Annotated in this window: 21 protein-coding genes; 10 read left to right on the plus strand and 11 right to left on the minus strand. The window is 42.4% G+C overall.

Going from position 1 to position 21,777, the window contains the following annotated elements; translation table 11 throughout:
- Positions 1–26: 26 nt before the first annotated feature.
- The 7 genes from AAEU28_RS04755 to nudF all read right to left on the minus strand — a co-directional run bounded on the left by AAEU28_RS04755 (position 27) and on the right by nudF (position 7,388).
- Positions 27–485 (minus strand): helix-turn-helix domain-containing protein, encoded by a 459-nt coding sequence (locus tag AAEU28_RS04755; protein ID WP_421963174.1) that lies wholly within the window; start codon positions 483–485, stop codon positions 27–29.
- A gap of 165 nt (positions 486–650) precedes the next feature.
- Positions 651–2,948 (minus strand): DNA topoisomerase IV subunit A, encoded by a 2,298-nt coding sequence (gene parC, locus AAEU28_RS04760; RefSeq protein ID WP_421963175.1) that lies wholly within the window; start codon positions 2,946–2,948, stop codon positions 651–653.
- Between the two features lie 113 nt (positions 2,949–3,061).
- On the minus strand, positions 3,062–4,951 hold the full coding sequence (gene parE, locus AAEU28_RS04765) for a DNA topoisomerase IV subunit B (protein ID WP_421963176.1): 1,890 nt from the start codon (positions 4,949–4,951) through the stop codon (positions 3,062–3,064).
- Positions 4,952–4,985: 34 nt separating this feature from the next.
- Positions 4,986–5,552, minus strand: coding sequence for a YqiA/YcfP family alpha/beta fold hydrolase (locus AAEU28_RS04770; protein ID WP_421963177.1), 567 nt, complete (start codon positions 5,550–5,552; stop codon positions 4,986–4,988).
- Positions 5,537–6,310: a metallophosphoesterase family protein gene (locus AAEU28_RS04775; RefSeq protein WP_421963178.1), complete on the minus strand. Its 774-nt coding sequence runs from the start codon at positions 6,308–6,310 to the stop codon at positions 5,537–5,539. The genes AAEU28_RS04770 and AAEU28_RS04775 overlap by 16 nt, the downstream gene beginning before the upstream one ends.
- Positions 6,297–6,752 carry a DUF1249 domain-containing protein gene (locus AAEU28_RS04780; protein ID WP_138482702.1) on the minus strand — a complete coding sequence of 152 codons (456 nt, stop codon included), beginning with the start codon at positions 6,750–6,752 and terminating at the stop codon, positions 6,297–6,299. Before AAEU28_RS04780 ends, AAEU28_RS04775 begins: the two co-directional genes overlap by 14 nt.
- 12 nt (positions 6,753–6,764) lie before the next feature.
- Positions 6,765–7,388 (minus strand): ADP-ribose diphosphatase, encoded by a 624-nt coding sequence (gene nudF, locus AAEU28_RS04785; protein WP_421963179.1) that lies wholly within the window; start codon positions 7,386–7,388, stop codon positions 6,765–6,767.
- A gap of 166 nt (positions 7,389–7,554) precedes the next feature.
- Between nudF and tolC the strand changes: the two genes are divergently transcribed.
- The 3 genes from tolC to AAEU28_RS04800 all read left to right on the plus strand — a co-directional run bounded on the left by tolC (position 7,555) and on the right by AAEU28_RS04800 (position 10,574).
- Entirely contained in the window at positions 7,555–8,895 is a 1,341-nt protein-coding gene (tolC, locus tag AAEU28_RS04790) for an outer membrane channel protein TolC (protein ID WP_421963180.1), read from the plus strand.
- Between the two features lie 121 nt (positions 8,896–9,016).
- Positions 9,017–9,943: an LpxL/LpxP family Kdo(2)-lipid IV(A) lauroyl/palmitoleoyl acyltransferase gene (gene lpxL / locus AAEU28_RS04795; RefSeq protein ID WP_421963181.1), complete on the plus strand. Its 927-nt coding sequence runs from the start codon at positions 9,017–9,019 to the stop codon at positions 9,941–9,943.
- A 16-nt stretch (positions 9,944–9,959) separates the two neighbouring features.
- Positions 9,960–10,574: a TcpQ domain-containing protein gene (locus AAEU28_RS04800; protein WP_138482694.1), complete on the plus strand. Its 615-nt coding sequence runs from the start codon at positions 9,960–9,962 to the stop codon at positions 10,572–10,574.
- Positions 10,575–10,630: 56 nt separating this feature from the next.
- Here AAEU28_RS04800 and glnE read toward each other — a convergent pair whose 3' ends face one another.
- On the minus strand, positions 10,631–13,426 hold the full coding sequence (glnE, locus tag AAEU28_RS04805) for a bifunctional [glutamate--ammonia ligase]-adenylyl-L-tyrosine phosphorylase/[glutamate--ammonia-ligase] adenylyltransferase (RefSeq protein ID WP_421963182.1): 2,796 nt from the start codon (positions 13,424–13,426) through the stop codon (positions 10,631–10,633).
- An 81-nt stretch (positions 13,427–13,507) separates the two neighbouring features.
- Here glnE and AAEU28_RS04810 point away from each other — a divergent pair, with 81 nt between their 5' ends.
- From AAEU28_RS04810 to ruvX, 6 genes are read left to right on the plus strand one after another with little or no spacing between them, the layout of a single operon-like run.
- On the plus strand, positions 13,508–14,401 hold the full coding sequence (locus AAEU28_RS04810) for a hypothetical protein (protein WP_421963183.1): 894 nt from the start codon (positions 13,508–13,510) through the stop codon (positions 14,399–14,401).
- Positions 14,402–14,434: 33 nt separating this feature from the next.
- Complete coding sequence (locus tag AAEU28_RS04815) at positions 14,435–14,911, plus strand: hypothetical protein (protein WP_421963184.1); 477 nt, start codon at positions 14,435–14,437, stop codon at positions 14,909–14,911.
- 57 nt (positions 14,912–14,968) lie between these two features.
- A complete protein-coding gene (gene rsmE / locus AAEU28_RS04820) occupies positions 14,969–15,703 on the plus strand; it encodes a 16S rRNA (uracil(1498)-N(3))-methyltransferase (protein ID WP_421963185.1) in 735 nt (244 codons plus the stop codon).
- A 55-nt stretch (positions 15,704–15,758) separates the two neighbouring features.
- On the plus strand, positions 15,759–16,715 hold the full coding sequence (gene gshB / locus AAEU28_RS04825; protein WP_421963186.1) for a glutathione synthase: 957 nt from the start codon (positions 15,759–15,761) through the stop codon (positions 16,713–16,715).
- A 48-nt stretch (positions 16,716–16,763) separates the two neighbouring features.
- Positions 16,764–17,324, plus strand: coding sequence for a YqgE/AlgH family protein (locus AAEU28_RS04830; RefSeq protein ID WP_349285688.1), 561 nt, complete (start codon positions 16,764–16,766; stop codon positions 17,322–17,324).
- A 15-nt stretch (positions 17,325–17,339) separates the two neighbouring features.
- Positions 17,340–17,789: a Holliday junction resolvase RuvX gene (gene ruvX / locus AAEU28_RS04835; RefSeq protein ID WP_421963187.1), complete on the plus strand. Its 450-nt coding sequence runs from the start codon at positions 17,340–17,342 to the stop codon at positions 17,787–17,789.
- Positions 17,790–17,989: 200 nt separating this feature from the next.
- Here ruvX and AAEU28_RS04840 read toward each other — a convergent pair whose 3' ends face one another.
- From AAEU28_RS04840 to AAEU28_RS04850, 3 genes are read right to left on the minus strand one after another with little or no spacing between them, the layout of a single operon-like run.
- Positions 17,990–18,892, minus strand: a complete 903-nt coding sequence (locus tag AAEU28_RS04840) for a hypothetical protein (RefSeq protein ID WP_421963188.1) — start codon at positions 18,890–18,892, stop codon at positions 17,990–17,992.
- Positions 18,873–19,991, minus strand: a complete 1,119-nt coding sequence (locus AAEU28_RS04845; RefSeq protein ID WP_138482677.1) for a PilT/PilU family type 4a pilus ATPase — start codon at positions 19,989–19,991, stop codon at positions 18,873–18,875. Before AAEU28_RS04845 ends, AAEU28_RS04840 begins: the two co-directional genes overlap by 20 nt.
- A gap of 12 nt (positions 19,992–20,003) precedes the next feature.
- On the minus strand, positions 20,004–21,050 hold the full coding sequence (locus tag AAEU28_RS04850; protein ID WP_138482675.1) for a type IV pilus twitching motility protein PilT: 1,047 nt from the start codon (positions 21,048–21,050) through the stop codon (positions 20,004–20,006).
- A gap of 30 nt (positions 21,051–21,080) precedes the next feature.
- Here AAEU28_RS04850 and AAEU28_RS04855 point away from each other — a divergent pair, with 30 nt between their 5' ends.
- Positions 21,081–21,764, plus strand: a complete 684-nt coding sequence (locus tag AAEU28_RS04855; RefSeq protein WP_421963189.1) for a YggS family pyridoxal phosphate-dependent enzyme — start codon at positions 21,081–21,083, stop codon at positions 21,762–21,764.
- Positions 21,765–21,777: the final 13 nt, after the last annotated feature.

The raw sequence follows: 21,777 nt of genomic DNA on the forward strand, positions 1-21,777 counted from the left end.
TTTAGAAACTGACAGCACATAATGAATTAACTGTGCTCAGCATCACTCCAGATACTGTACTTATTGCCTAACCATAAACAAAAATTAAAAAAGTATCCGACTCCTAACATAATGATCCCACCCGCCAGTGCTGGCTGACTTATTAAGCCTAGTAAACAGAATAAATAACCACTTATGTGACAAGTAACTAATGCCCGAACTGTCGCACGTTTTGACGGCGTTAAATTGAGATAATTTAAAGCAAACCAACATCTGACCCACAGTGGCGCAGCCTGCCATAACTCTTTTTGTGTTTTCATATCTAACCTCGTTTGTTGCAATGTATCTACATTCACTTCTAAAACAGAGGCAAGGCATTTTAATGATTCCAAACTGGCATTATGACCACTTTCAATTCGCTGAATTGTACGAACATTGAGACCAGACATTTCAGCTAACTGCTCTTGAGTTAAGTGCCGACTGACTCTTAATTGTTTTAAAACCATTATTTCTTGTTTCCTTGCTTCCAACGAGATCACTATGAATAAAGTAAAGCAACTCAACCACGACTTTTACCCGACATGAAATTCTATCTTTATAGTTCAGATAATTAGCTAATACGATTAGCCATTAAAAAAGCCCGCAATTGCGGGCTTTCAAAGCTAAAATGCTTACTCTGAGCTTTCTGACGAGACCTCTTCTATCGGCTCTGCCTTGGTAAACTCAATTTCGTATTCATCAACACGCTGAAGCCCTCTTGGTAATTTATTACCACGACGACCTCGTTCACCATAGTAATGTTCTAAATCACTAGGCTTAAGGGTTAGTTTGCGCTTACCTGCATGTAATGTAACCGATGCACCATCTGGCACACACGCGAGTACTTTTACAAACTCTTCACGTGCTTGTACTTTCGCACTTGGAATAGAAATGATCTTATTGCCTTTACCTTTGGCAAGTTTAGGTAAATCACGCAGTGGGAAAATAAGCATTCGACCTTCATTCGAAATTGCCATACAGCGATCGGTTGCAACATCATTCACAGAGATAGGTGCTATGAGCTCAGCCCCTTTTGGCACGGTTACTAGCGCTTTACCATTTTTATTCTTACTCACTAAGTCGTTAAACTCAGTAATAAAGCCATAGCCGCCATCAGTGGCCATCAGGTAAAGCTCTTCTTCTTCGCCCATCACCACATGTTCAAATGTCGCGCCACCCGCTAAGCTAAAACGACCCGTCATTGGTTCACCTTGACTTCTGGCTGACGGTAAGCTGTGCGCATCGGTCGCAAACGCGCGCCCTGTACTGTCTAAGAATACGGCAGGCTGATTACTCTTACCCCGTGCTGAGGCTTTATATTCATCGCCTGAACGATAATTTAAGCCTTCTGCATCAATATCATGGCCTTTGGCTACACGCGCCCAGCCTTTTTCAGATAGCACCACAGTCACGGCTTCTGAAGGAATTAAGTCTTTTTCACTTAACGCTTTTGACTCTCCACGCTCAACCACAGGCGAGCGGCGTTCATCACCATAAAGCTCTGCGGCTTCTTGAATTTCTTTTTTCATCAAGGTCGACATACGACGCTCAGAGCCAAGTGTTAGTTCTAGTTTGTCACGCTCTGCCGCAAGTTCATCTTGCTCGCCTTTGATTTTCATCTCTTCTAACTTCGCTAAATGACGAAGTTTTAGATCTAAAATGGCTTCAGCTTGCTTGTCAGATAGGCCAAAACGCGACATCAACTCTGCTTTTGGGTTATCTTCATTACGGATAATTTCGATGACTTCGTCGATGTTTAAGAAGGCGATCATTAAACCTTCTAAAATGTGTAGTCTAGCAAGTACTTTATCTAAACGGTATTGCAAACGACGACGTACTGTTTCGCGACGGAAGACAAGCCATTCCGCTAAGATTGAGCGTAAATCTTTAACTTGCGGCCTGCCATCTAAGCCAATCATGTTCAGGTTAACACGGTAGCTTTTCTCTAAATCTGTGGTTGCAAATAGGTGCGCCATCAGAGGTTCGACTTTAACTCGATTTGAACGAGGTACAATCACAATGCGCGTTGGATTTTCATGATCTGATTCATCGCGAAGATCTGCCACCATAGGCAGCTTTTTCGCTGTCATCTGCGCTGCAATTTGCTCTAATACTTTTGCGCCCGAACACTGATGCGGTAAAGCCGTGATCACCACTTCACCTTGCTCTTCAGTGTAAACCGCACGCATTTTTATTGAGCCCTTACCCGTGGTATAGATTTTCTGAATATCCGCTTTTGGCGTGATAATTTCAGCATCGGTTGGGTAGTCAGGTGCCTGAACGAGCTCTAACAACTCTTCAAGGGTTGTTTTTGGTTTATCCAGTAATGTACAACAGGCAGACGCTAACTCTCGAACATTATGTGGCGGTATATCTGTTGCCATACCTACCGCAATACCCGTTACGCCATTAAGTAAGATATGAGGCAAACGTGCTGGCAGCACTTGCGGTTCGTTCATGGTGCCATCGAAGTTCGGGGTCCAATCAACGGTGCCTTGACCAAGTTCTTTTAGCAGCACTTCTGAGAATTTAGATAATCGGGCTTCGGTATAACGCATTGCGGCAAAAGACTTTGGATCGTCCGCAGCCCCCCAGTTACCTTGACCATCAACGAGCGGATAACGGTATGAGAACGGTTGCGCCATTAATACCATGGCTTCGTAACACGCACTGTCACCGTGAGGGTGGTATTTACCCAGTACATCACCGACTGTACGTGCTGACTTTTTATACTTAGCAGCAGCTGAAAGACCCAGCTCGCTCATCGCATATACAATACGACGTTGCACTGGCTTTAAACCATCGCCAATATGTGGCAGTGCACGGTCCATGATCACGTACATGGAATAATTGAGGTAAGCGTCTTCGGTAAAACGCCCCATAGTTTGCTGTTCTATGCCCTGTAAGGACAAGGTTTGCGGATCTGTCATATCGCGCCCTATTGTTATTATCTTTATACGCTTTCATTAACTGAAATGAACAAAACGTACAAAGCCGCTAGCGATGAAGTCGTTTAGCGGCTACTCAATTTTAAAATCTATTTTTAAACTTCGGCTCTGTCGCCATGCTCTTCAAGCCAAGTTTTACGGTCACCCGAGCGCTTTTTCGCAAGCAGCATATCCATCATTTCAATGGTGTGCTCTTCTTCGTCTAATGTCAGCTGTACGAGACGGCGCGTATTAGGGTCCATGGTTGTTTCACGTAACTGCATTGGGTTCATTTCACCCAGACCTTTAAATCGTTGTACGTTCACTTTGCCACGCTTTTTCTCAGCTTCAATTCTATCTAAAATACCACGCTTTTCGTCTTCATCGAGTGCGTAATAAACTTCCTTACCAATATCGATACGGAATAACGGCGGCATAGCCACATACACATGGCCCGCTTTAACTAAGGTTGGGAAATGCTTAACAAATAGCGCACACAAGAGTGTTGCAATGTGTAATCCATCCGAGTCAGCATCGGCAAGAATACAAATTTTGCCATAGCGCAGACCCGATAAATCAGTTGAATCAGGATCGATACCTAAAGCCACAGAAATATCATGAACTTCTTGAGATGCTAGAATTTGTCCTGATTCAACTTCCCAAGTATTTAGGATTTTACCGCGCAGTGGCATGATAGCTTGGAATTCACGATCTCGGGCTTGCTTCGCAGAACCGCCAGCCGAGTCACCCTCTACTAGAAATAGCTCTGAGCGTTCTGTTTCACTGCCCGAACAGTCGGTTAGCTTACCCGGTAATGCAGGACCTGATGTAACCTTTTTGCGCACCACTTTTTTCGCTGCGCGCATACGTTTTTGTGCATTGCTGATACACAATTCTGCCAGTAGCTCAGCCGTTTCTGTGTGCTCATTTAACCATAAACTAAATGCATCTTTTACAATGCCCGATACAAAGGTGGCACATGAACGCGAAGATAGCTTTTCTTTGGTTTGACCTGCAAATTGTGGGTCTTGCATCTTCACAGATAATACGTAGCTACATTTATCCCAGATATCGTCTGGAGTTAACTTAACGCCTCTTGGCAATAAGTTACGGAATTCACAAAACTCACGCATGGCCTCTAATAGACCTTGGCGAAGACCATTTACGTGTGTACCGCCCTGTGCTGTCGGTATTAAGTTTACGTAACTTTCAGCGATTGACTCGCCACCTTCAGGTAACCAGTGTAGCGCCCAATCGACACCTTCTGTTGAGCCACTAAAGCTGCCAGTGAAAGGCGATTTTGGTAGTACTTCGAAACCACTTGCTGCGTCTTTTAGGTAATCTTCAAGACCGGCTTCATAGTGCCATTCTTGCGTTTCTTTGGTTTGCTTATTGATAAAGCGAATGCGTAAGCCTGGGCATAATACCGCTTTAGCTTTTAGTAAGTGATTTAGCTTAGATAAAGAGAAGTTTGCTGAATCGAAGTAACTTGCATCAGGCCAAAAGTGTACTGAAGTACCCGTGTTGCGCTTACCGACCGTGCCAGTGACTTCTAAGTCCTGTACTTTATCGCCGTTTTCAAATGCCATTTCATAGACTTGAGCATCACGACGCACGCTAATTTCAACACGAGTTGATAAGGCGTTTACAACTGAAATACCTACCCCGTGTAGACCACCTGAAAACTGATAGTTTTTGTTTGAGAACTTACCACCAGCATGCAGTTTAGTCAGGATCAGTTCTACCCCAGGTATCCCCTCTTCAGGGTGAATATCAATTGGCATACCTCGGCCATCATCGATAACCTCTAGTGAGTTATCTTCATGCAGGATGACGTCAATCTTGGTTGCGTGGCCAGCTAATGCTTCATCAACACTGTTATCTATTACTTCTTGGCCTAAATGGTTAGGTCGAGTGGTATCTGTGTACATTCCCGGGCGACGTTTTACAGGCTCTAACCCGTTTAAAACTTCTATCGCTTCGGCATTATAATTCTGCTGGCTCATGGCTTAATTCTTTATCTTTTTTATTCGTTTTGTTTTACGTGATTTTAAGAAATTTGGCAACGGTGTCAAAGTAACGCTCAAAACCCATAAAACTGTGATCACCGGCAAACTCTACATGTTGCGCGCTTTGTTTAAAATAATCAACTGCTTGCTCAAATGGCAAAACTTCATCTCCCATTTGCTGAAGCAACATTACCTTATCTGGGTTAGGAAGGTGAGTCATAAATAATGATTGTAAGGCGGCAACATGCTCTAAAGTCAGTTCGTAGTGCATGTCTTGATAGGGATTATACTGCGGTCCCAAGTAATCTGCTAATAATTCAAAAGGCTTAACTGCCGGATTAATCACAACTGCTTTAATGTTATGCAACTGCGACAAATAAGTCGCATAATACCCACCTAACGAGCTGCCCAACAACACTGTGTCCTGGTCAATAAGCTGTGTTAGCTGAATGATGGCAATTCTGGGATCAAAGTGTAATCTCGGTGAGATGTACTCAATATCAAGAAAATTTTCTGATACCCACTGTCCAAACTGCTGGGCTTTAAATGACTTCTCTGAGCTATTAAACCCGTGGATATAAATTACGCGCTTAACCATACCACCTCTGTTTTAAACGCTGAACGCGAGAACTCTATTAAACGCACTGCAGGCCCTAAATTTTGCTGCTGCCAATTAGGGGTTGCTTTTGAAAACTGAATCGAAGTTGCCGGTGTTGCTAACACTGGCAACTCTCTATAGCTTTGCGAGTAATCGTTATGCACATGGCCGTGAATAAGAGCCTTTGCTTTTTCACTCTCAACCAAAGTATTTAATAACTGCGGCCCATTTTCTAAAATGTGTTTATCTAAATAACCGTTGATTGGCACAGGATGATGATGACATAGCGCGAGCACATGGTTTTCAGTTTCATGCAAAAGCATATTTAATTCTTCAAGGTGGCTTTGTGTACACCAACCTGCTGGCGTGTCGCCTTTTGAATTCAGCAGTAATACTTCAACGCCGTCTGCAATTAGTTTTTTATGTGGCAGTATTTGGGTATTTTCAATCGCCGCATACTCACAGGGCTCATCATGATTTCCCGGTAACCAAAAGACCGGACAGGTTAAGTCACTTTGCTCTAAAAGCTCTGCAAATAACTGATAAGACTCAGAAGTATGATCTTGGGTAATATCCCCTCCAAATATTGCCGCATCTAATTGCTGTGTAGCAAGGAATTCGAAGGTTGCCGCTAAGTTGCTTGCTGTATTTACAGAAAAGTATTCACCTTCTCTGTTAGCGAATAAGTGACAATCAGTAAAATGAGCAAGTTTTAAATGGTGGGTATCAAAAGTATAAACTTGTTCAAACCATGCCATTGTTCACATCCCAGTTTAAAGGTACTCGACCACTTTCTAAACATGCCATCAGCCAGTCACCCAAAAAAGCATTTAGCTGATATTTTTCATCTTTGTGATGCATGCTCGGGTTTGGGTAACCGTAAGAGGGCTTAATACGCTGATGAAAGTCATGGTGCACCACCTCAGCCACTTTAGCATCATGGTATAGGCGCACAGCGATATCTAACTCGGGTAGATAGTCGCTGATTGTTGAGGTTTGTTTAATTGAGATATCTGTGGTGTATTTTGCACAGTCGTCAATATGTACTTCGTAACTGGCATTGGCTAATACAATTTTACGCTTCTCGCCAACCACTTCTTCCGGTAATACTTTTAACGCGCGTAAGTAGTTACGCTCACATAAGGTAATATACTTAGGGAGTGATTGAATATACGCTTGCCTAGTAACCACATTACTCAACTGTGCACCTCTTTACTCTGCTTGCCATTGTTCCAAAATACGGGCTTTATTTAACGCTAACCATTGTAGACTAATCACAGTAGCAGCGTTATCAATTTCTCCACTGTTTAGGCGTGCAATCGCTTCATCATAAGGCATAACATGCACTTTGATATCTTCATCTTCATTATCCAAACCATAAATACCACCTGCATTAGATAAGTCTGTTTTCGCCAGATATAAATATAATCGCTCAGTGGTACCGCCTGGGCTTGATAAATATGATGTCATAAATTCAAGCTCTTGCAGTTCTAAGCCAGCTTCTTCTTTGGCTTCTTTGCGAACCACCTCTTCATAGTCAGCCGACCCCTCGGCCATGCCAGCAATACATTCTAGTAACCAAGGAGAGTCTTTTGTTGCCAGCGCGCCTATGCGAATTTGCTCAATAAGTAGTACATTATCTGTACTCGGATCGTACGGTAAAACAGCCACAGCATGGCCACGGTCAAGTATTTCTCTGCGCACAGTTTGACTCATACCACCAGCAAAAAGCGCATGATTAAATTTATACGCATGAATTTTAAAGAAGCCATCAAAAACCGGCTCAATTGATGTGATTTTTACATCATTTTCATTAAATTGATTTATAGACTTCATAAATTTACCTTTAAAAATAGGGATCTAGACGCAAAAAACTAGGTATTTCAACTGTAATATATTCTGTTACACTTGAGCGTAAACTTTTACGTATTTACCCCTTTGCTATTGATAAAAACACGGTAACATACTCTCAATTAAAAATTGTCTAAGGATCGAGCGACAAATGAAAAAAAGCTTATTATCACTACTTGTTGGTTTATCATGCGCTTTAACCAGCACGATTTCTCAAGCCGAAGACTTATTACAAGTTTACGACATTGCAACTGCCAATGATCCTACGGTATTAAAAGCCAAAGCCCAAGCTGACGCACAAAGGTTTGCTAAAGACAGCGCATTAGGAGAATTACTACCATCATTAGGTTTCAGAATGAGCTATGGTGAAACCGATAGAGATGGTTATGAAGGAAACGACGCACAAGGTTATGTATTTGGTAGTTCATCTTCAGACTCTTTAACTCGCACGCTTACTCTTTCACAAACCGTGTTCAGTTTAGGTGTGTGGGAAGGTTTAGGCATTGCGGAAAAGCGAGCACTGCAATCAGAGACTCAGTATGCTTTAGCTCAGCAAGACCTAATTGTTCGCATTGCCCAAGGTTACTTTGACGTTTTAAGTAAATTAGACAATCTTGAATTCGTACAAGCAGAAAAACGCGCAATCGAGCGTCAACTTGAACAAACAAAGCAACGCTATGAAGTAGGCTTAACAGCAATTACTGACGTGCATGAGGCTCAAGCTCAGTTTGACCGTGCTGTTGCTGACGAAATTGTTGCTTCAAATGATGTTGAAACAGCGCGTGAAACACTAAGAACAATCACTGGCAAATACCACAGCAAGCTTGATGCTTTAAACACTGATACTTTTTCAACAGTAAAACCAACTAAAAAATCAACTGATTTTATCGATGTTGCAAAAGAGCGTAATTTATCTTTACAGATCACAAAAGCATCCCTAGATATTGCGTCAGATGAAATTGACAGAGCACAAGCTGGTCATTACCCAACGCTTGGTTTTGAAGCGTCTTACTCAGATGGTTTAACTAATGCAGCAGGTGCTGACGGTAAACCTCGTGGCGACACGACTCAAGTTGGATTAACTTTAAACGTCCCAATCTACTCTGGTGGTAAAACACAAGCAGCGACAGACAGAGCAAGAGCTAATTTTGTTGCAGCGAGTGAAGATCTAGAAAAGAGTATGCGTGACATCACGCGCTCGGTGATCACGTCTTATAACCAAGTAGTGTCTGATGTTGCGACTTACCGTGCGCTAGAGCAAGCCGTTGTTTCTGCTGAGAGTGCTTTACAAGCAACAGAAGCGGGTTTTGAAGTAGGTACTCGTACCATTGTTGACGTCCTAGTCAGTACACGAAACCTTTATGCAGCAAAACGTAACCTTGCTAATCTGCGTTATCAATACGTGCTTTCTTCACTTAGACTTAAGCAAGCGACAGGTACGCTTTCGAGAGCTGACCTTGAAGCTATCAACAAGGGTCTTGTTGAAGGCTAAAATTATGCGCTGTTAAACAGACACTTAAAATTCTTTTTTCAAAAGCCGGCACTCGCCGGCTTTTGTATTTTGAAAGGCTTATCGTTAAACTATCGACAATTCTGTGTACGAGAGAACTTTTGTGGTCACAAATCCATCTTTTAAACTCGCTTTTTTGGCACCAAAGTATTGGTTAACTTGGCTTGGCGTGCTTTTCCTTTACCTAATTTCTTGGCTTCCGCAAAAAATACAAATATGGTTAGGTCAAGGCCTTGGAAAATTAGTTCATAAATATGTTAAGAAACGCCGCAAAATTGCCGAAGTAAATATCAAGCTTTGTTTTCCTGATATGAGCGAGGATGAACAGGCTAAACTCGTAAAAGAGAACATGGAAAACACAGGCGTGGCAACATTAGAAACTGGCATGGCATGGTGGTGGCCAAATTGGCGAGTTAAAAATGTGATTGGTTCAATTAAAGGCTTTGAACATGTTGAGCGCGTGCAGGCTGATGGTAAAGGGGTGCTTTTACTTGTACCACATATGCTGCATCTTGAAATGCTAGGGCGAATTGTCGGCTCTATTCAGCCGGGAGTTGGATTCTACCGTCCTCATAACAATGCCTTAATGGAGTTTTTTATGACTCGAGGACGACTTCGTTCGAATGAGGCATTAATCGGTAAAAGAGATGTAAAAGGCTTATTGCAGTCACTAAAAAACAAAAAAATGTGTTACTACTTGCCCGATCAAGATTATGGCCGTAACCGCTGTGAGTTTACTTCATTTTATGCGGTAAAAGACACAGCGACAACGACAGGCACCTTACTATTCGCAGCAAGTAAACATTGTGAGGCATTAAGCTTATCAGGCTCTCGAGATGAACAAGGTAAGTATCATATTGAATTTCATCCACTACTAGAGGATTTTCCGAGTGGTAATGACAATAATGATGTTAGACGTGTAAATGAGCGTATGGAGCAGTCAATTGATAAAGCACCTTCACAATATATGTGGCTACACCGCAGGTTCAAAACACGACCTGATGAGAATGCGCCATCGTACTACAAGTAAAACATGAGTGTTATGTATGGCTAAAAAGAACAAAAGAAAAAAGTCGTCTTCAACCGGGTTTTGGGTAAAACACCTCGCCCTGAGCGCAATTTTAATTGCTGCGGCCTATTATGTGCTTAACGGTACATTACCAGAAAATATGGATATGACCAAAACCAGTAATGCTGCTGCACAAGGTCTATCGCAGTTTTATGAAAGCTTTAGGAATCGTGTTAGCGAGCGAGATACTGAACGTGATCAGTATGTCATAAATTTAGGAAAACCAACTTTTCCTCTAGATGATGCGCTGGCACAACGCGGCCTCGTTGTAAAACCTTCCTCTCCTGGTTGGACCGGGGAGCTAGCGCCACGACGCTTTGAATCAGGTGGCACTTTGAAGGAAGTTTTAGCCAACTATGCGCGCGAAGAAGGCATTGAACTATTTTGGTATTTAGAAAGAGATTATGTCGTCAAACATAACTTCAGAGTCGATAGTAATTTTGTGTCGGCACTTTATCAGGTTGGTCGCGCAATCAATGATGACTTCGAGTACGAAGTGTATACTTTCTTTTGCCCGAACCATCGCGCTGCGGTTATTACACAAAAACCTTCTCACTTCGTCAGAACGAATTGTAGAAGGTTAAGTAAGTAAATCATCAACAAAAAATGGGGCTAAAATTAGCCCCGTTTTTTATTCTGGAAGCAGGCTTAGTTGAAAAGTTGCTGCCAAATATTTCTGACCTGTTCTACCTGATCGGCTACTAGCTCTCTTGGCACGCAACGACCGTGCTGATTTAAACTATTTAAGTGATAGTGCTCACGCAGTGTGCAATAACATTCTGTCAAAATAGCTTGTTGCTCTGAACTGATCACCCCCTGCTGCGCAGCACTTTCTAGAATACGAATATTATCTGGAAAGTGCGTGAGTTCATGACAATACTTAGCATGATTTAATACCAAAAACTGAGCGATAAATTCAATGTCTGTCATGCCTCCATGGCCTTGTTTTAAATCAAATGCTTGTTCACTGTCTTTAGAAAGGTGCGCGCGCATTTTTTCGCGCATTTTGACAACATCATCTTTTAGCTGAGCTTCATCCCTTGCTGTACATAAAATATCTTTACGGATCACTGCAAAACGCTCGACTAACTCAGTCTCACCGTAAATCATTCTCGCGCGGGTCAAAGCTTGATGTTCCCATGTCCATGCTTGTGACTGCTGATAATGATTAAAGCTTTCAATATTAATCGCCAACAAGCCAGAGTTCCCCTCCGGGCGAAGCCTTGTATCAAGCTCATATAAAATCCCTGATGCTGTACGAGTATTGAATAAGTGCATCAAACGCTGAGCAAGTTTTAAATAAAACTGACGCGAGGAGATTTGCTTATTACCAATCGTGCTGCTATCACCGTGTTGATTATGGACAAACACTAAATCAAGATCTGAGTCATAGCCTAGCTCTAAGCCTCCCGCTTTGCCGTAAGCGATGACTGCAAAGCCCTTACTAAGCTCATTACAGCCCTGTGGCTCACCGTAGCGACTCACCATTTGCTGCCAAGCTAGATTCACTGACTGAGATACAATTGCTTCAGCAAGCGCTGTAAGATGATCACTGACTTTCATGATGCTCAACACGCCGGTCGCATCCGCGGCTGCAATACGTAATTGATGCGCTTGCTTAAACTGTCTTAGCGCTTCCATTTGTAACTCGAGATCATCTTGCTCAATACGTAAGAAATACTGCCTAATTTCAGTCTGATACTCACTCAAGGGTAAAGGTTTATAAAGCGCTGCGGGGTCTATTAGTTCATCAAGCAATATTGGATACTTCGCAATATGTTCAGCGATCCACTTGCTATGACCGCACAACAGTACCAATTGCTTCAGTGCACCTTGATTCTCAAACAATAATTCTAAATAAGTAGTTCGAGTCGCTATCATTTCAATAATGTTTAAAACCCGCTGCAATAACTCAGCTGAGCTTTTTTGCTGTGCTAAGGCATGCAGTAAAGCGGGCATCAACTTATCAAGTATATCTCGCCCTCTTGTGCCTACATGACGCTTATTAAGCTTGGCATCAAACTCAACCAGCACACTTTGCCATTGCGCTAATTTTTCAGCTTCGAGTATACCTTCTAATTGTAAGCAATCTCTTTGTAACCAGGCATAGCTATAACTGTCGTCAAAACTCGTTTGCTCTTGAGGTTCATCACCCACCACTAAAGCAAACTCTTGTCGAACTGACTCCATCACTTGGTTAATCTGAGGCAAAGTCGTCTTAAAATCTGGCTGGTCGAGTAAATAAGCTAGTCTCGCTTTATCTAACTCAGCATCGGGTAAAGTTTGCGTTTGTTGATCGTCAAATGCTTGCAGGTACTGCTCGACTCTACGGAGAAATAAATAATGACGCTTCAAACTAAGGCTGACTTCACTCGGTAAAATATCAAGCTGAGTTAATTCTGAAATGGCGGCCAATATAGAGGGGGTTTGCAAGCCAACATCTCGACCTCCGCGGATCATCTGAAGTGCTTGCACTATAAATTCAACTTCACGAATACCACCCGCACCAAGTTTAATATTATTAACTAACCCTTTTCTGCGTACTTCTTGTGCGATGAGATGCTTCATTTTCCTAAGCGACTCAATCACTGAAAAGTCAATATAACGGCGATAAACAAAAGGTTTGAGTAGTTGCTTAAACTCATCCCAATAACAAGTTTCTTCCCCTAACGGCCTAGCTTTGAGCATCGCATAACGCTCCCACTCACGGCCTTGGTCTTGATAATAATCTTCCATGGCAGCAAAGCTCATCACCAGAGGTCCGCTTTCACCGAATGGTCGAAGGCGCATATCCACTCTGAATACCTGTCCGTCTGCGGTCACTTGGTTTAACGCGCTAATCAGCTTTTGCGCAACCTTAGTATAAAACACTTGGGATTCGAAACTGCGTCTACCGCCTTGCGTCGGTACATTTCTTGGGTAAGTAAAAATTAAATCAATGTCTGATGAAAAGTTAAGCTCTCCGCCACCAAGCTTACCCATGCCTAAAACCAACATTGGCAGAGGGTTGCCTTGTTCATCTAACGGGGCGCCACATTGCTTTGTTGTTTGAACAAACGCCCATTGATTCGCTGCCCCGATTAAAGCTTCTGACAGCTTAGAAATATACTCAATACTGTCTTCGATGGGGTTTTGATGAACCAAGTCTAACCACATCACCTTTAGCCAGTACTGCTGGCGATATAAACGCAGTTGTTTAAAACATGCCAGCTCACTCAGTTCGGCTAGGTCACCTGTCAGTGGCTCTGGAACGATACGACAGTCAACATTAAGTTGCTGTAACCAAGCCCCTAACTCAGGTTGTTTTTCTAAAATTCTAAATGCAAAATCGCTGAGCCCTATTAACCGCCCAAGCTGTTCATCATAAGGCTGTGCGCCATATAATTGCAGCCAACGTTGCTCAGCTAATTGCAAAAGTGAAAGCGGAAAATCGACCTGATGCATAAAAAATCTCCAAAGCTAGGTAGCTCAATGAGTTGGGAGTCGTTATAGTTAATCTATTAAAACCATAACATTACACGTTATATGTCATATTTGTCTTTACTCGATATCAATATTTTTGCCATTTTAGTTTGTTTTGTATTAGCAAGCCTGATTGTGATTGGTCATCGTCTGATCATGCAATACAAAGCCAAAAAAGCCCTCGAATCTGAAATTGCTAAACGCGACAACTTTGCCTTCGGCATTAACTACGCCTGTCAAATCGGCATCATCGCGATCACAGGCGCTTATATCTTTCCTGATGTGTATGAACACTTAACTGCGGGTAACTTTCCCTTAGCCATACTGACCGTTCTGATTTCCTTTAGTTTTATTTTACTAGGCCAATATATTCATCGTAAGTGGATTTTAAATCGCTTCAATGAAGAAAAAGCCATCATGAAACAAAATATCTGTGCAGCTCTCGTCGATTCGGGCATGTTACTGGGCAATACCATTCTTGTATTAGGTATTTTTCACTGGCTTCACCCACAAGGCGTCAGTGATTTATTGGTGGCAACGATGAGCTTTATTGTTTTGCAGATCGTATTCGCCATTGATAGCAAGCTCAGAGAAATGCGATTTGCCAAAGCAAACCAAGGTGCTTCATTGCAACAAAACTTTAACCTTGCGAATACCTCAATTGGTATACGCTATGCGGGTAAAACCATTGGGCTTTCGTTAGCGCTCTTTGCAGGGTTACAGAGTGCGCCTTATCACGGGGCCACCATAGTCGAGAATATCAATAGCGTATTGCTTCACTGTGGAATAATGTGGGTACTGTTATACTCAATGAGCTTTTCTCTTATTCATTTTGCTCTACCAAAAGTGAATGTAGGGTTAGAAGTTGATCACCAAGATAATATTGGCGTTGCCTGTATAGAATTTGCGGTTTTCACCGCTATGGGCTATTTACTTATTAATCTCTTTTCAGTCTAGCGAGTTAATAACTGACTGAAGCAAGGTGAAGGTATGGCGACTTGTTTTGAAAATTTTTTACTCATCGACAGTAATGCTGAATTCAGCAGAGATTTTGTGACCTATCAAAATCAACAATTTCCAAACAAGCCGCAACACCTTATTGTTGCCGGTGAAGACACCCGTCATTTAGTGAAAATGATGTTCGATAACCTGATCAAAGACTACTGCTATTGTGACTTTGCCAACGAAATAAGTGTGACTGAGCTTGCTGCTTACCTGTTAGAACACCATCAAATCGCAGGGGTGATTATCCATGATCTAGATTTTCATCTAGCAAATGAAGAGCAAAGAGCCATATTCAACGCACTTCACCCAATCCGTTATTTAGTTGAAATCACACCCGAAGGTTATAACTACAGTAAAATTCCTGATGTATTTCATGAGAATCACATGTCTTGCCACAGTGAGCACCTCGATGAAGCCGATAAATCAATCGAAGCATCTTTATGTAAATTAGAGAATGACTAGACGTCGCTTTCGCTTAGCCTTACTATTGCCCCACCTTTGTTTTTAAGTCTAATCACTATGCGCGTTCCCCATATTTTTCAACCTTCTGAGTTAAGCCTTAACACCCCTGTTCAGCTTTCTGATGATGCTGCTGGCCATATTGGTCGAGTGTTAAGGATGCAGCAAGGCGATCACGTCTCTTTGTTTAATGGCGAAGGGGGAGAGTATTTGTGTGAACTGACCGAAGTAGGCAAAAAGTCGGTTACAGCAACACCTATCGAATTCAAAGAAGTTGACGTTGAATCACCTCTTAAAATTCATCTGGGTCAGGGGATCTCTCGCGGTGATAAAATGGATTTCACCATTCAAAAATCTGTAGAGCTCGGTATCACCGAAATCACCCCCTTGTTCACAACCCGTTGTGGCGTAAAACTAACCGGTGATCGCCTCGCTAAGAAGCACCAGCAATGGCAAAAAATCGCCATCGCTGCTGCCGAACAATCTGGTCGTAATTTTGTAACCAAGATCCACCCTCCAATTCAATTATCTCAGTGGCTGTCACAGCAAAGTGAAGAGTTAAAGTTAACCCTACACCCTCGTGCCGAGCACAGTATTAAAACTCTACCAGTACCAACACAAGGTGTGCGTTTTGTAGTGGGGCCAGAGGGCGGCTTTACTGATGAAGAGATGGCAGCGACCTCAGAGCAAGACTTTGTAGATGTTCGCTTAGGCCCACGAGTACTACGTACAGAGACAGCCGCTTTAACCGTATTAAGTGCACTGCAATTGCAATTTGGTGATTTAGCACTTTAAAAGTGCTTTTCTAACCCCATATTGATTAAAACATTCAAATAACTAGGTAAACATTATGGCAATTAAACTCGGTATCATTAGCGATCCAATCAGTGGTTTCAATATTAAAAAAGACACTGGCTTTGCCATGATGCTCAGTGCGCAACAACGTGGCTATGAGCTGTACTATATGGAAATGGACGACTTGTTTTTATATCAAGGCCAAGCCCGTGCAACCGCAGCTAAAGCAACCGTGTTTGATGACGTTGACAACTGGTATGCATTAGAAGATAAACAAGATATTGCACTGAGTGATCTAGATGTGATCTTAATGCGAAAAGATCCACCATTTGATACTGAATACATCTACGCTACCTATATTCTTGAACGCGCTGAAGATGCCGGCACTTTAGTGGTTAATAAGCCGCAAAGTTTACGCGATGCTAACGAGAAGCTATTTACTGCATGGTTTAGTGAACATACACCAGATACGCTTGTGACCCGCTCTCAAGCACAAATTCGCGAGTTTTTAACTAAGCATGGCGACATCATTTTAAAACCACTCGATGGCATGGGTGGCGCTTCAATCTTCAGAGTCAAACAAGATGACCCAAATATTGGTGTGATCTGCGAAACCTTGACAGAACATGGTAGCCGATTTGCAATGGCACAACAGTACATTCCAGAAATTAAGCAAGGCGATAAACGAGTTTTGGTTGTGAATGGTGAAGTCATCCCTTACTGCCTAGCACGTATTCCTCAAGGTGGTGAAACCCGAGGTAACCTCGCCGCAGGAGGTCGTGGTGAAGCGCGTCCTATCAGTGAGGATGATTTAAAAGTCGCGCAAGCTGTCGCGCCAATTTTAAAAGAAAAAGGACTCATTTTTGTTGGCTTAGACATCATTGGTAACAAGCTAACCGAAATCAATGTCACAGCGCCAACCTGCGTAAAAGAAATAGAAGCTGCGTTTGATATTTCAATTATGGATAAATTCTATGAGGCGATCGAAGAGAAACTAGCCCATAATAAATAAACAAAATGGGGCAACATGCGCCCCATCTTCTGATCTAAGGCCATCAATATGCAATCATCATTAGAAAATCATTTCTTAATCGCAATGCCGAGTTTGCAAGACCCCTACTTCAAACAAAGTGTGACGTATATTTGTGAGCATAATGAAGAAGGAGCGATGGGACTGGTGATTAACCACCCTGTCAATGTGACTGTCGGTGAACTTCTCGATAAAATTGATATCGAAAATAACAAGATGAGTGAAGCGTCTAAGCGCCATGTGTTTGCAGGTGGTCCTGTGCATACCGACAGAGGCTTTGTGCTTCATACGCCAAAATATGGCTACTCATCGAGTCAGGAACTGAGCTCTGAGATCATGATAACCACCTCTAAGGATGTGCTAGCAAGCCTGACTTATGATGACAGCCCCAGTGAATTTATTATTACCCTTGGCTATGCAGGTTGGGAGCAAGGCCAACTAGAACGAGAGCTGTCAGAAAACAGCTGGTTAGTAATAAAAGCTGACCCAGCAATCATTTTTAACACCCCCGTAGAGCTACGCTGGCAAAAAGCTGTAGAAATGCTTGGTTTCGATGTCTCTAAACTTGCGACTATCGCAGGCCATGCTTAATAAAGAATAAAGTTAATGACAAATAAAAAAGAAAAAACGCCCATTGGCCAAAGAACGGTCATGGGCTTTGATTTTGGTACTAAAAGTATTGGTATTGCTGTTGGTCAAGAGATCACCGGCACTGCCAATAGTGTTGGTGCTGTAAAAGCGCGAGATGGCATTCCTAATTGGGGTGAAATTGCTGTACACATCGACGACTGGAAGCCGGATTTATTAGTGGTTGGACTGCCGTTAAATATGGATGGTACAAATCAACAAGTGACGTTCCAAGCAAAAAAGTTTGCCAACCGCCTACATAATAACTTTAAGTTACAAGTTGAAACCCAAGATGAACGACTGACCACGACTGACGCAAAAGCGCGCTTATTTGAACAAGGTGGCTATCGAAACTTAGGCAAGAGTAACGTTGACAGTATGTCTGCGGTTATCATTTTAGAAAGCTTTTTTGAGTCGCTGTGGGATTAATTCTTATTTAACCTCAGGTTTGGATAAGGGTTTTGGAATAGAAAAAGTTTTGAAAACAAACTTACGTACAATCCAATGATGATATTTCGCTCAATATCAAGGCGCTTTTATGCAGTAATAGCGTGCTATTACAAATGAAAGCAACGCTGAGAGTGAGAAAAATAGCTTTATTGGACAAATTCGCTTATCCAGAGCTGAGGTTATTTAGCTGGTAACTCATTTAAAACTTCATACTTTGACAGATCAGGAATAAAGCCTGCTTGCGTGTAGGCTTTTATGATCATGCCACGCTCCCTTAATACCTTTAACCCTTTTTGCAACGCTTTAAAAGCTTCTTTACCGTATGGGTGCGCTTTCGATACAACCAAGTGTCGACTACCATCCAAAAGCATCACCAAACTTGGGTGAGCAACTAACTTTATGCCTTCTAAATTAAATTCATTTTTAAGACTCGGCATCAGTGGCATTAACATAAAGTCAGCCCACATCATGCTTACCATACGCGCTTGAGACACCCACTCATGTTCAACAAATAGCTTATTTAATGGCAGGTTATGTAGGGTTTCCCAGTCGGTACGCCAGCGTGGTGTGCTGACTGAGGTGTAGTTTATCAGTTGCTGATAACTCTGAAGCTGCTGCATTTTTTTATTCTTTGGTGAATAAAATACGCCGGCATAGTACTCACCTCGCTTGATGAGCGCTTTACTGACATACACAGAGTCAGACATTGCTTTGGCATCTTCTAACCAATAACTGTCCATGCTGAGTAGCAGTTTTCCTTGTTCGAGCAGTTTGGTATTTCTAAAGTTGACGTTCCCAGTTTGATATTCGAACTCTTTTGTAAAGCCACCTAACGCGAGTGCTTGTTGCGCTAAAATCATATCAACAACGTCTCGACGAATATACTCACCAGAAAAGTCCGTGATCTCTGAGACGTTACGGCCGTTTAGGAATCGTTTGTAATCGATATACACATCATCCCTAACGTATATCTGTATTTTGTTTATGCCTAATGCGTTGGTTGTGTGACTAAATAACACAACCAACATAGGCAGTACAAAATATAAACTTCTTAAATACTTATTATTTTGAGTCCAACCCATCAACAGTCACACCTTGTAGGAAACCTGCGCCTTGCTGCTCATTATTCTGCAGCTTTATCATTAAGCGTAGATCATTTGGCGAGTCTGCATAGTGAAGTGCATCTGCATAATTAATACGACGTTGTTTATAGAGCTCAAACAATGCCTGATCAAAGGTCTGCATACCCATCTCTTTTGACTTCGCCATGGTTTCTTTAATTGAACCTATGTCACCCTTTTTGACAAGCTCAGCAACCATTGGCGAGTTAAGTAAAATCTCGATGGCTGCTTCGCGCCCTTCACCTTTCGCTGAAGGCACGAGTTGCTGAGCGACTATTGCACGTAAGTTCAATGCTAGGTCATACTTGAGTTTATCATGTTTCTCTTTCGGAACCAGGTGCATAATACGGTCAATCGCTTGGTTAGCGTTATTTGCGTGCAGTGTTGCCACACATAAATGGCCAGTTTCAGCAAAGCTAAGTGCATATTCCATGGTTTCTTGAGAGCGAATTTCACCAATTAAAATGACATCAGGCGCTTGTCGCAACGAGCTCTTTAGCGCCGCTTCAAAGCTCTCTGTATCAATCCCTACCTCACGCTGTGTAATGATGCTCTTTTTGTGCTCATGCACAAATTCAATCGGATCTTCGATTGTTAGAATATGACCACGCTGATTACGGTTGCGATAACCTAGCAGTGCAGCTAGTGATGTTGACTTACCTGTGCCTGTACCACCGACAAATAACACCAGACCACGCTTTGACATGATCACATCTGTCAGAACAGAAGGCAGGCCCAAATCATTCACATCAGGAATTTGTGTCACAATGCGACGCAGTACCATGCCCGCACAATCTCTTTGCCAAAATGCAGAAACACGGAAACGCCCTTCATCCGTAGCAATCGCAAAATTACATTCTTTTTCGCGATAAAACTCTTCTTTTTGCCTGTCATTCATTGCAGACTCAACAAGCTCAAGAGAGGCTTCGGGTGTTAAGCGCTCCTCACTCAAAGGCGTTAACTCACCATCAATTTTGGCACTCACAGCTAGACCCGCAGAAACAAATAAATCTGAAGCTTGTCGGTCTACCATGGCTTGTAAGAATTGATTCAATAACATGATGGCCTCCCCTTACATATTTGGACCAAATTGCGCTTTATCATGTGCTTTTGTTTGTGCATCTTGCGCTGTGATAAGACCGCGGTTAACCAAGTTCTTTAGACATTGATCCATTGTTTGCATGCCATGCATAGCACCGGTTTGAATGGCCGAGTACATCTGCGCAATTTTATCTTCACGGATTAGGTTACGGATTGCAGGAATGCCAAGCATGATTTCGTGTGCAGCCACACGGCCTCCCCCTACCTTTTTAACCAGTGTTTGTGAAATAACCGCTTGCAGTGATTCAGACAGCATTGAGCGCACCATGTCTTTTTCTTCACCCGGGAAAACGTCAATAATACGGTCTATGGTTTTTGGTGCTGATGTGGTGTGCAATGTACCAAACACTAAGTGGCCAGTTTCGGCGGCAGTCATAGCTAAACGAATGGTTTCTAAATCTCGTAATTCACCGACTAGGATGACATCAGGATCTTCACGCAGCGCTGAACGAAGGGCCGCTTTAAAACTATGGGTATCTCGATGCACTTCACGTTGGTTAATTAGGCTCAATTTATTTTGATGGACAAATTCAATGGGATCTTCGATGGTCAAGATATGGTGGTGTTTATTATTATTTATGTAATCGACCATAGCGGCTAAAGTGGTTGATTTACCAGAACCGGTAGGACCGGTAACCAGTACTAACCCTCGCGGTTTATCTGAGATATCCTTAAAAATATCTGGCGCACCTAACTCTTCAAGTGAAAGTACCGTTGACGGAATGGTACGGAACACCGCCGCAGGGCCACGGCTCGTATTGAATGCATTAACACGAAAACGCGCTAAATTAGGCACTTCGAATGAAAAGTCTACCTCTAAATTTTGCTCATAGTCCTTTCGCTGGTTATCATTCATAATATCGTAAACAAGGCTATTTACGTCTTTCGATTCTAACGCGGGAATATTTACACGACGCACATCGCCGTCAACCCGGATCATCGGCGAAACACCCGATGATAAATGTAAATCCGAGGCTTTATGTTGAACACTAAAGGCCAATAATTCAGTAATATCCATGTATGACTCCAAAACGAGCTGAAATATAATATGGTTACAATAGCAGAACGTCTGAGCTGCGCCTACGATCGCGTGATAAAAGCAGAACAAAACAGTCCATTTTCCGATACAGTGCAATTACTTGCTGTGTCTAAAACCAAACCAATTGAGCTTATTGAAGAAGCTTATGACGCTGGGCAACGTCAATTTGGGGAGTCCTACGTACAAGAAGCCGTTGATAAGATTCAACACTTAAAAGATAAAAAAGACATTGAATGGCACTTTATTGGCCCGATCCAATCAAATAAATCTCGCCATATTGCGGAGCACTTTAGTTGGGTGCAAAGTGTTGACCGTTTAAAAATTGCAAAGCGCTTAAACGAGCAACGCCCAAATAACCTAATGCCATTAAACATTCTGATCCAAGTCAACATCAGCGAAGACGAAAATAAGTCTGGTTGTCAGTTATCAGAGCTAGATGAATTGGTCGCATTTATTGCTGATGCACGTCAATTAAACCTCCGAGGTTTAATGACTATCACCGAAAAAACTGACGATGAACAGAAACAATTACAATATTTTCAGCAAATGCGGGCTTGCTTTGATAAACTAAAGCACCAATATCCTCAAGTAGATACCCTTTCTATGGGTATGAGCCAGGACTTAGAGCCTGCCATCATTGCTGGGGCAAACATGGTGCGTATTGGCACCGATATTTTTGGAAAAAGACAATAAGGTAAGCACAAAC

It is taken from the genome of Pseudoalteromonas sp. SS15 (assembly GCF_049257195.1).
GTDB lineage: Bacteria > Pseudomonadota > Gammaproteobacteria > Enterobacterales > Alteromonadaceae > Pseudoalteromonas.

What these genes read in the sequence shown, in the direction of transcription:
- AAEU28_RS04755 (WP_421963174.1), bottom strand. Translation starts at nt 485, where the DNA reads ATGGTTTTAAAACAATTAAGAGTCAGTCGGCACTTAACTCAAGAGCAG.
- parC (WP_421963175.1), bottom strand. Translation starts at nt 2,948, where the DNA reads ATGACAGATCCGCAAACCTTGTCCTTACAGGGCATAGAACAGCAAACT.
- parE (WP_421963176.1), bottom strand. Translation starts at nt 4,951, where the DNA reads ATGAGCCAGCAGAATTATAATGCCGAAGCGATAGAAGTTTTAAACGGG.
- AAEU28_RS04770 (WP_421963177.1), bottom strand. Translation starts at nt 5,552, where the DNA reads ATGGTTAAGCGCGTAATTTATATCCACGGGTTTAATAGCTCAGAGAAG.
- AAEU28_RS04775 (WP_421963178.1), bottom strand. Translation starts at nt 6,310, where the DNA reads ATGGCATGGTTTGAACAAGTTTATACTTTTGATACCCACCATTTAAAA.
- nudF (WP_421963179.1), bottom strand. Translation starts at nt 7,388, where the DNA reads ATGAAGTCTATAAATCAATTTAATGAAAATGATGTAAAAATCACATCA.
- tolC (WP_421963180.1), top strand. Translation starts at nt 7,555, where the DNA reads ATGAAAAAAAGCTTATTATCACTACTTGTTGGTTTATCATGCGCTTTA.
- AAEU28_RS04800 (WP_138482694.1), top strand. Translation starts at nt 9,960, where the DNA reads ATGGCTAAAAAGAACAAAAGAAAAAAGTCGTCTTCAACCGGGTTTTGG.
- glnE (WP_421963182.1), bottom strand. Translation starts at nt 13,426, where the DNA reads ATGCATCAGGTCGATTTTCCGCTTTCACTTTTGCAATTAGCTGAGCAA.
- AAEU28_RS04810 (WP_421963183.1), top strand. Translation starts at nt 13,508, where the DNA reads ATGTCATATTTGTCTTTACTCGATATCAATATTTTTGCCATTTTAGTT.
- AAEU28_RS04815 (WP_421963184.1), top strand. Translation starts at nt 14,435, where the DNA reads ATGGCGACTTGTTTTGAAAATTTTTTACTCATCGACAGTAATGCTGAA.
- rsmE (WP_421963185.1), top strand. Translation starts at nt 14,969, where the DNA reads ATGCGCGTTCCCCATATTTTTCAACCTTCTGAGTTAAGCCTTAACACC.
- gshB (WP_421963186.1), top strand. Translation starts at nt 15,759, where the DNA reads ATGGCAATTAAACTCGGTATCATTAGCGATCCAATCAGTGGTTTCAAT.
- AAEU28_RS04830 (WP_349285688.1), top strand. Translation starts at nt 16,764, where the DNA reads ATGCAATCATCATTAGAAAATCATTTCTTAATCGCAATGCCGAGTTTG.
- ruvX (WP_421963187.1), top strand. Translation starts at nt 17,340, where the DNA reads ATGACAAATAAAAAAGAAAAAACGCCCATTGGCCAAAGAACGGTCATG.
- AAEU28_RS04840 (WP_421963188.1), bottom strand. Translation starts at nt 18,892, where the DNA reads ATGGGTTGGACTCAAAATAATAAGTATTTAAGAAGTTTATATTTTGTA.
- AAEU28_RS04845 (WP_138482677.1), bottom strand. Translation starts at nt 19,991, where the DNA reads ATGTTATTGAATCAATTCTTACAAGCCATGGTAGACCGACAAGCTTCA.
- AAEU28_RS04850 (WP_138482675.1), bottom strand. Translation starts at nt 21,050, where the DNA reads ATGGATATTACTGAATTATTGGCCTTTAGTGTTCAACATAAAGCCTCG.
- AAEU28_RS04855 (WP_421963189.1), top strand. Translation starts at nt 21,081, where the DNA reads ATGGTTACAATAGCAGAACGTCTGAGCTGCGCCTACGATCGCGTGATA.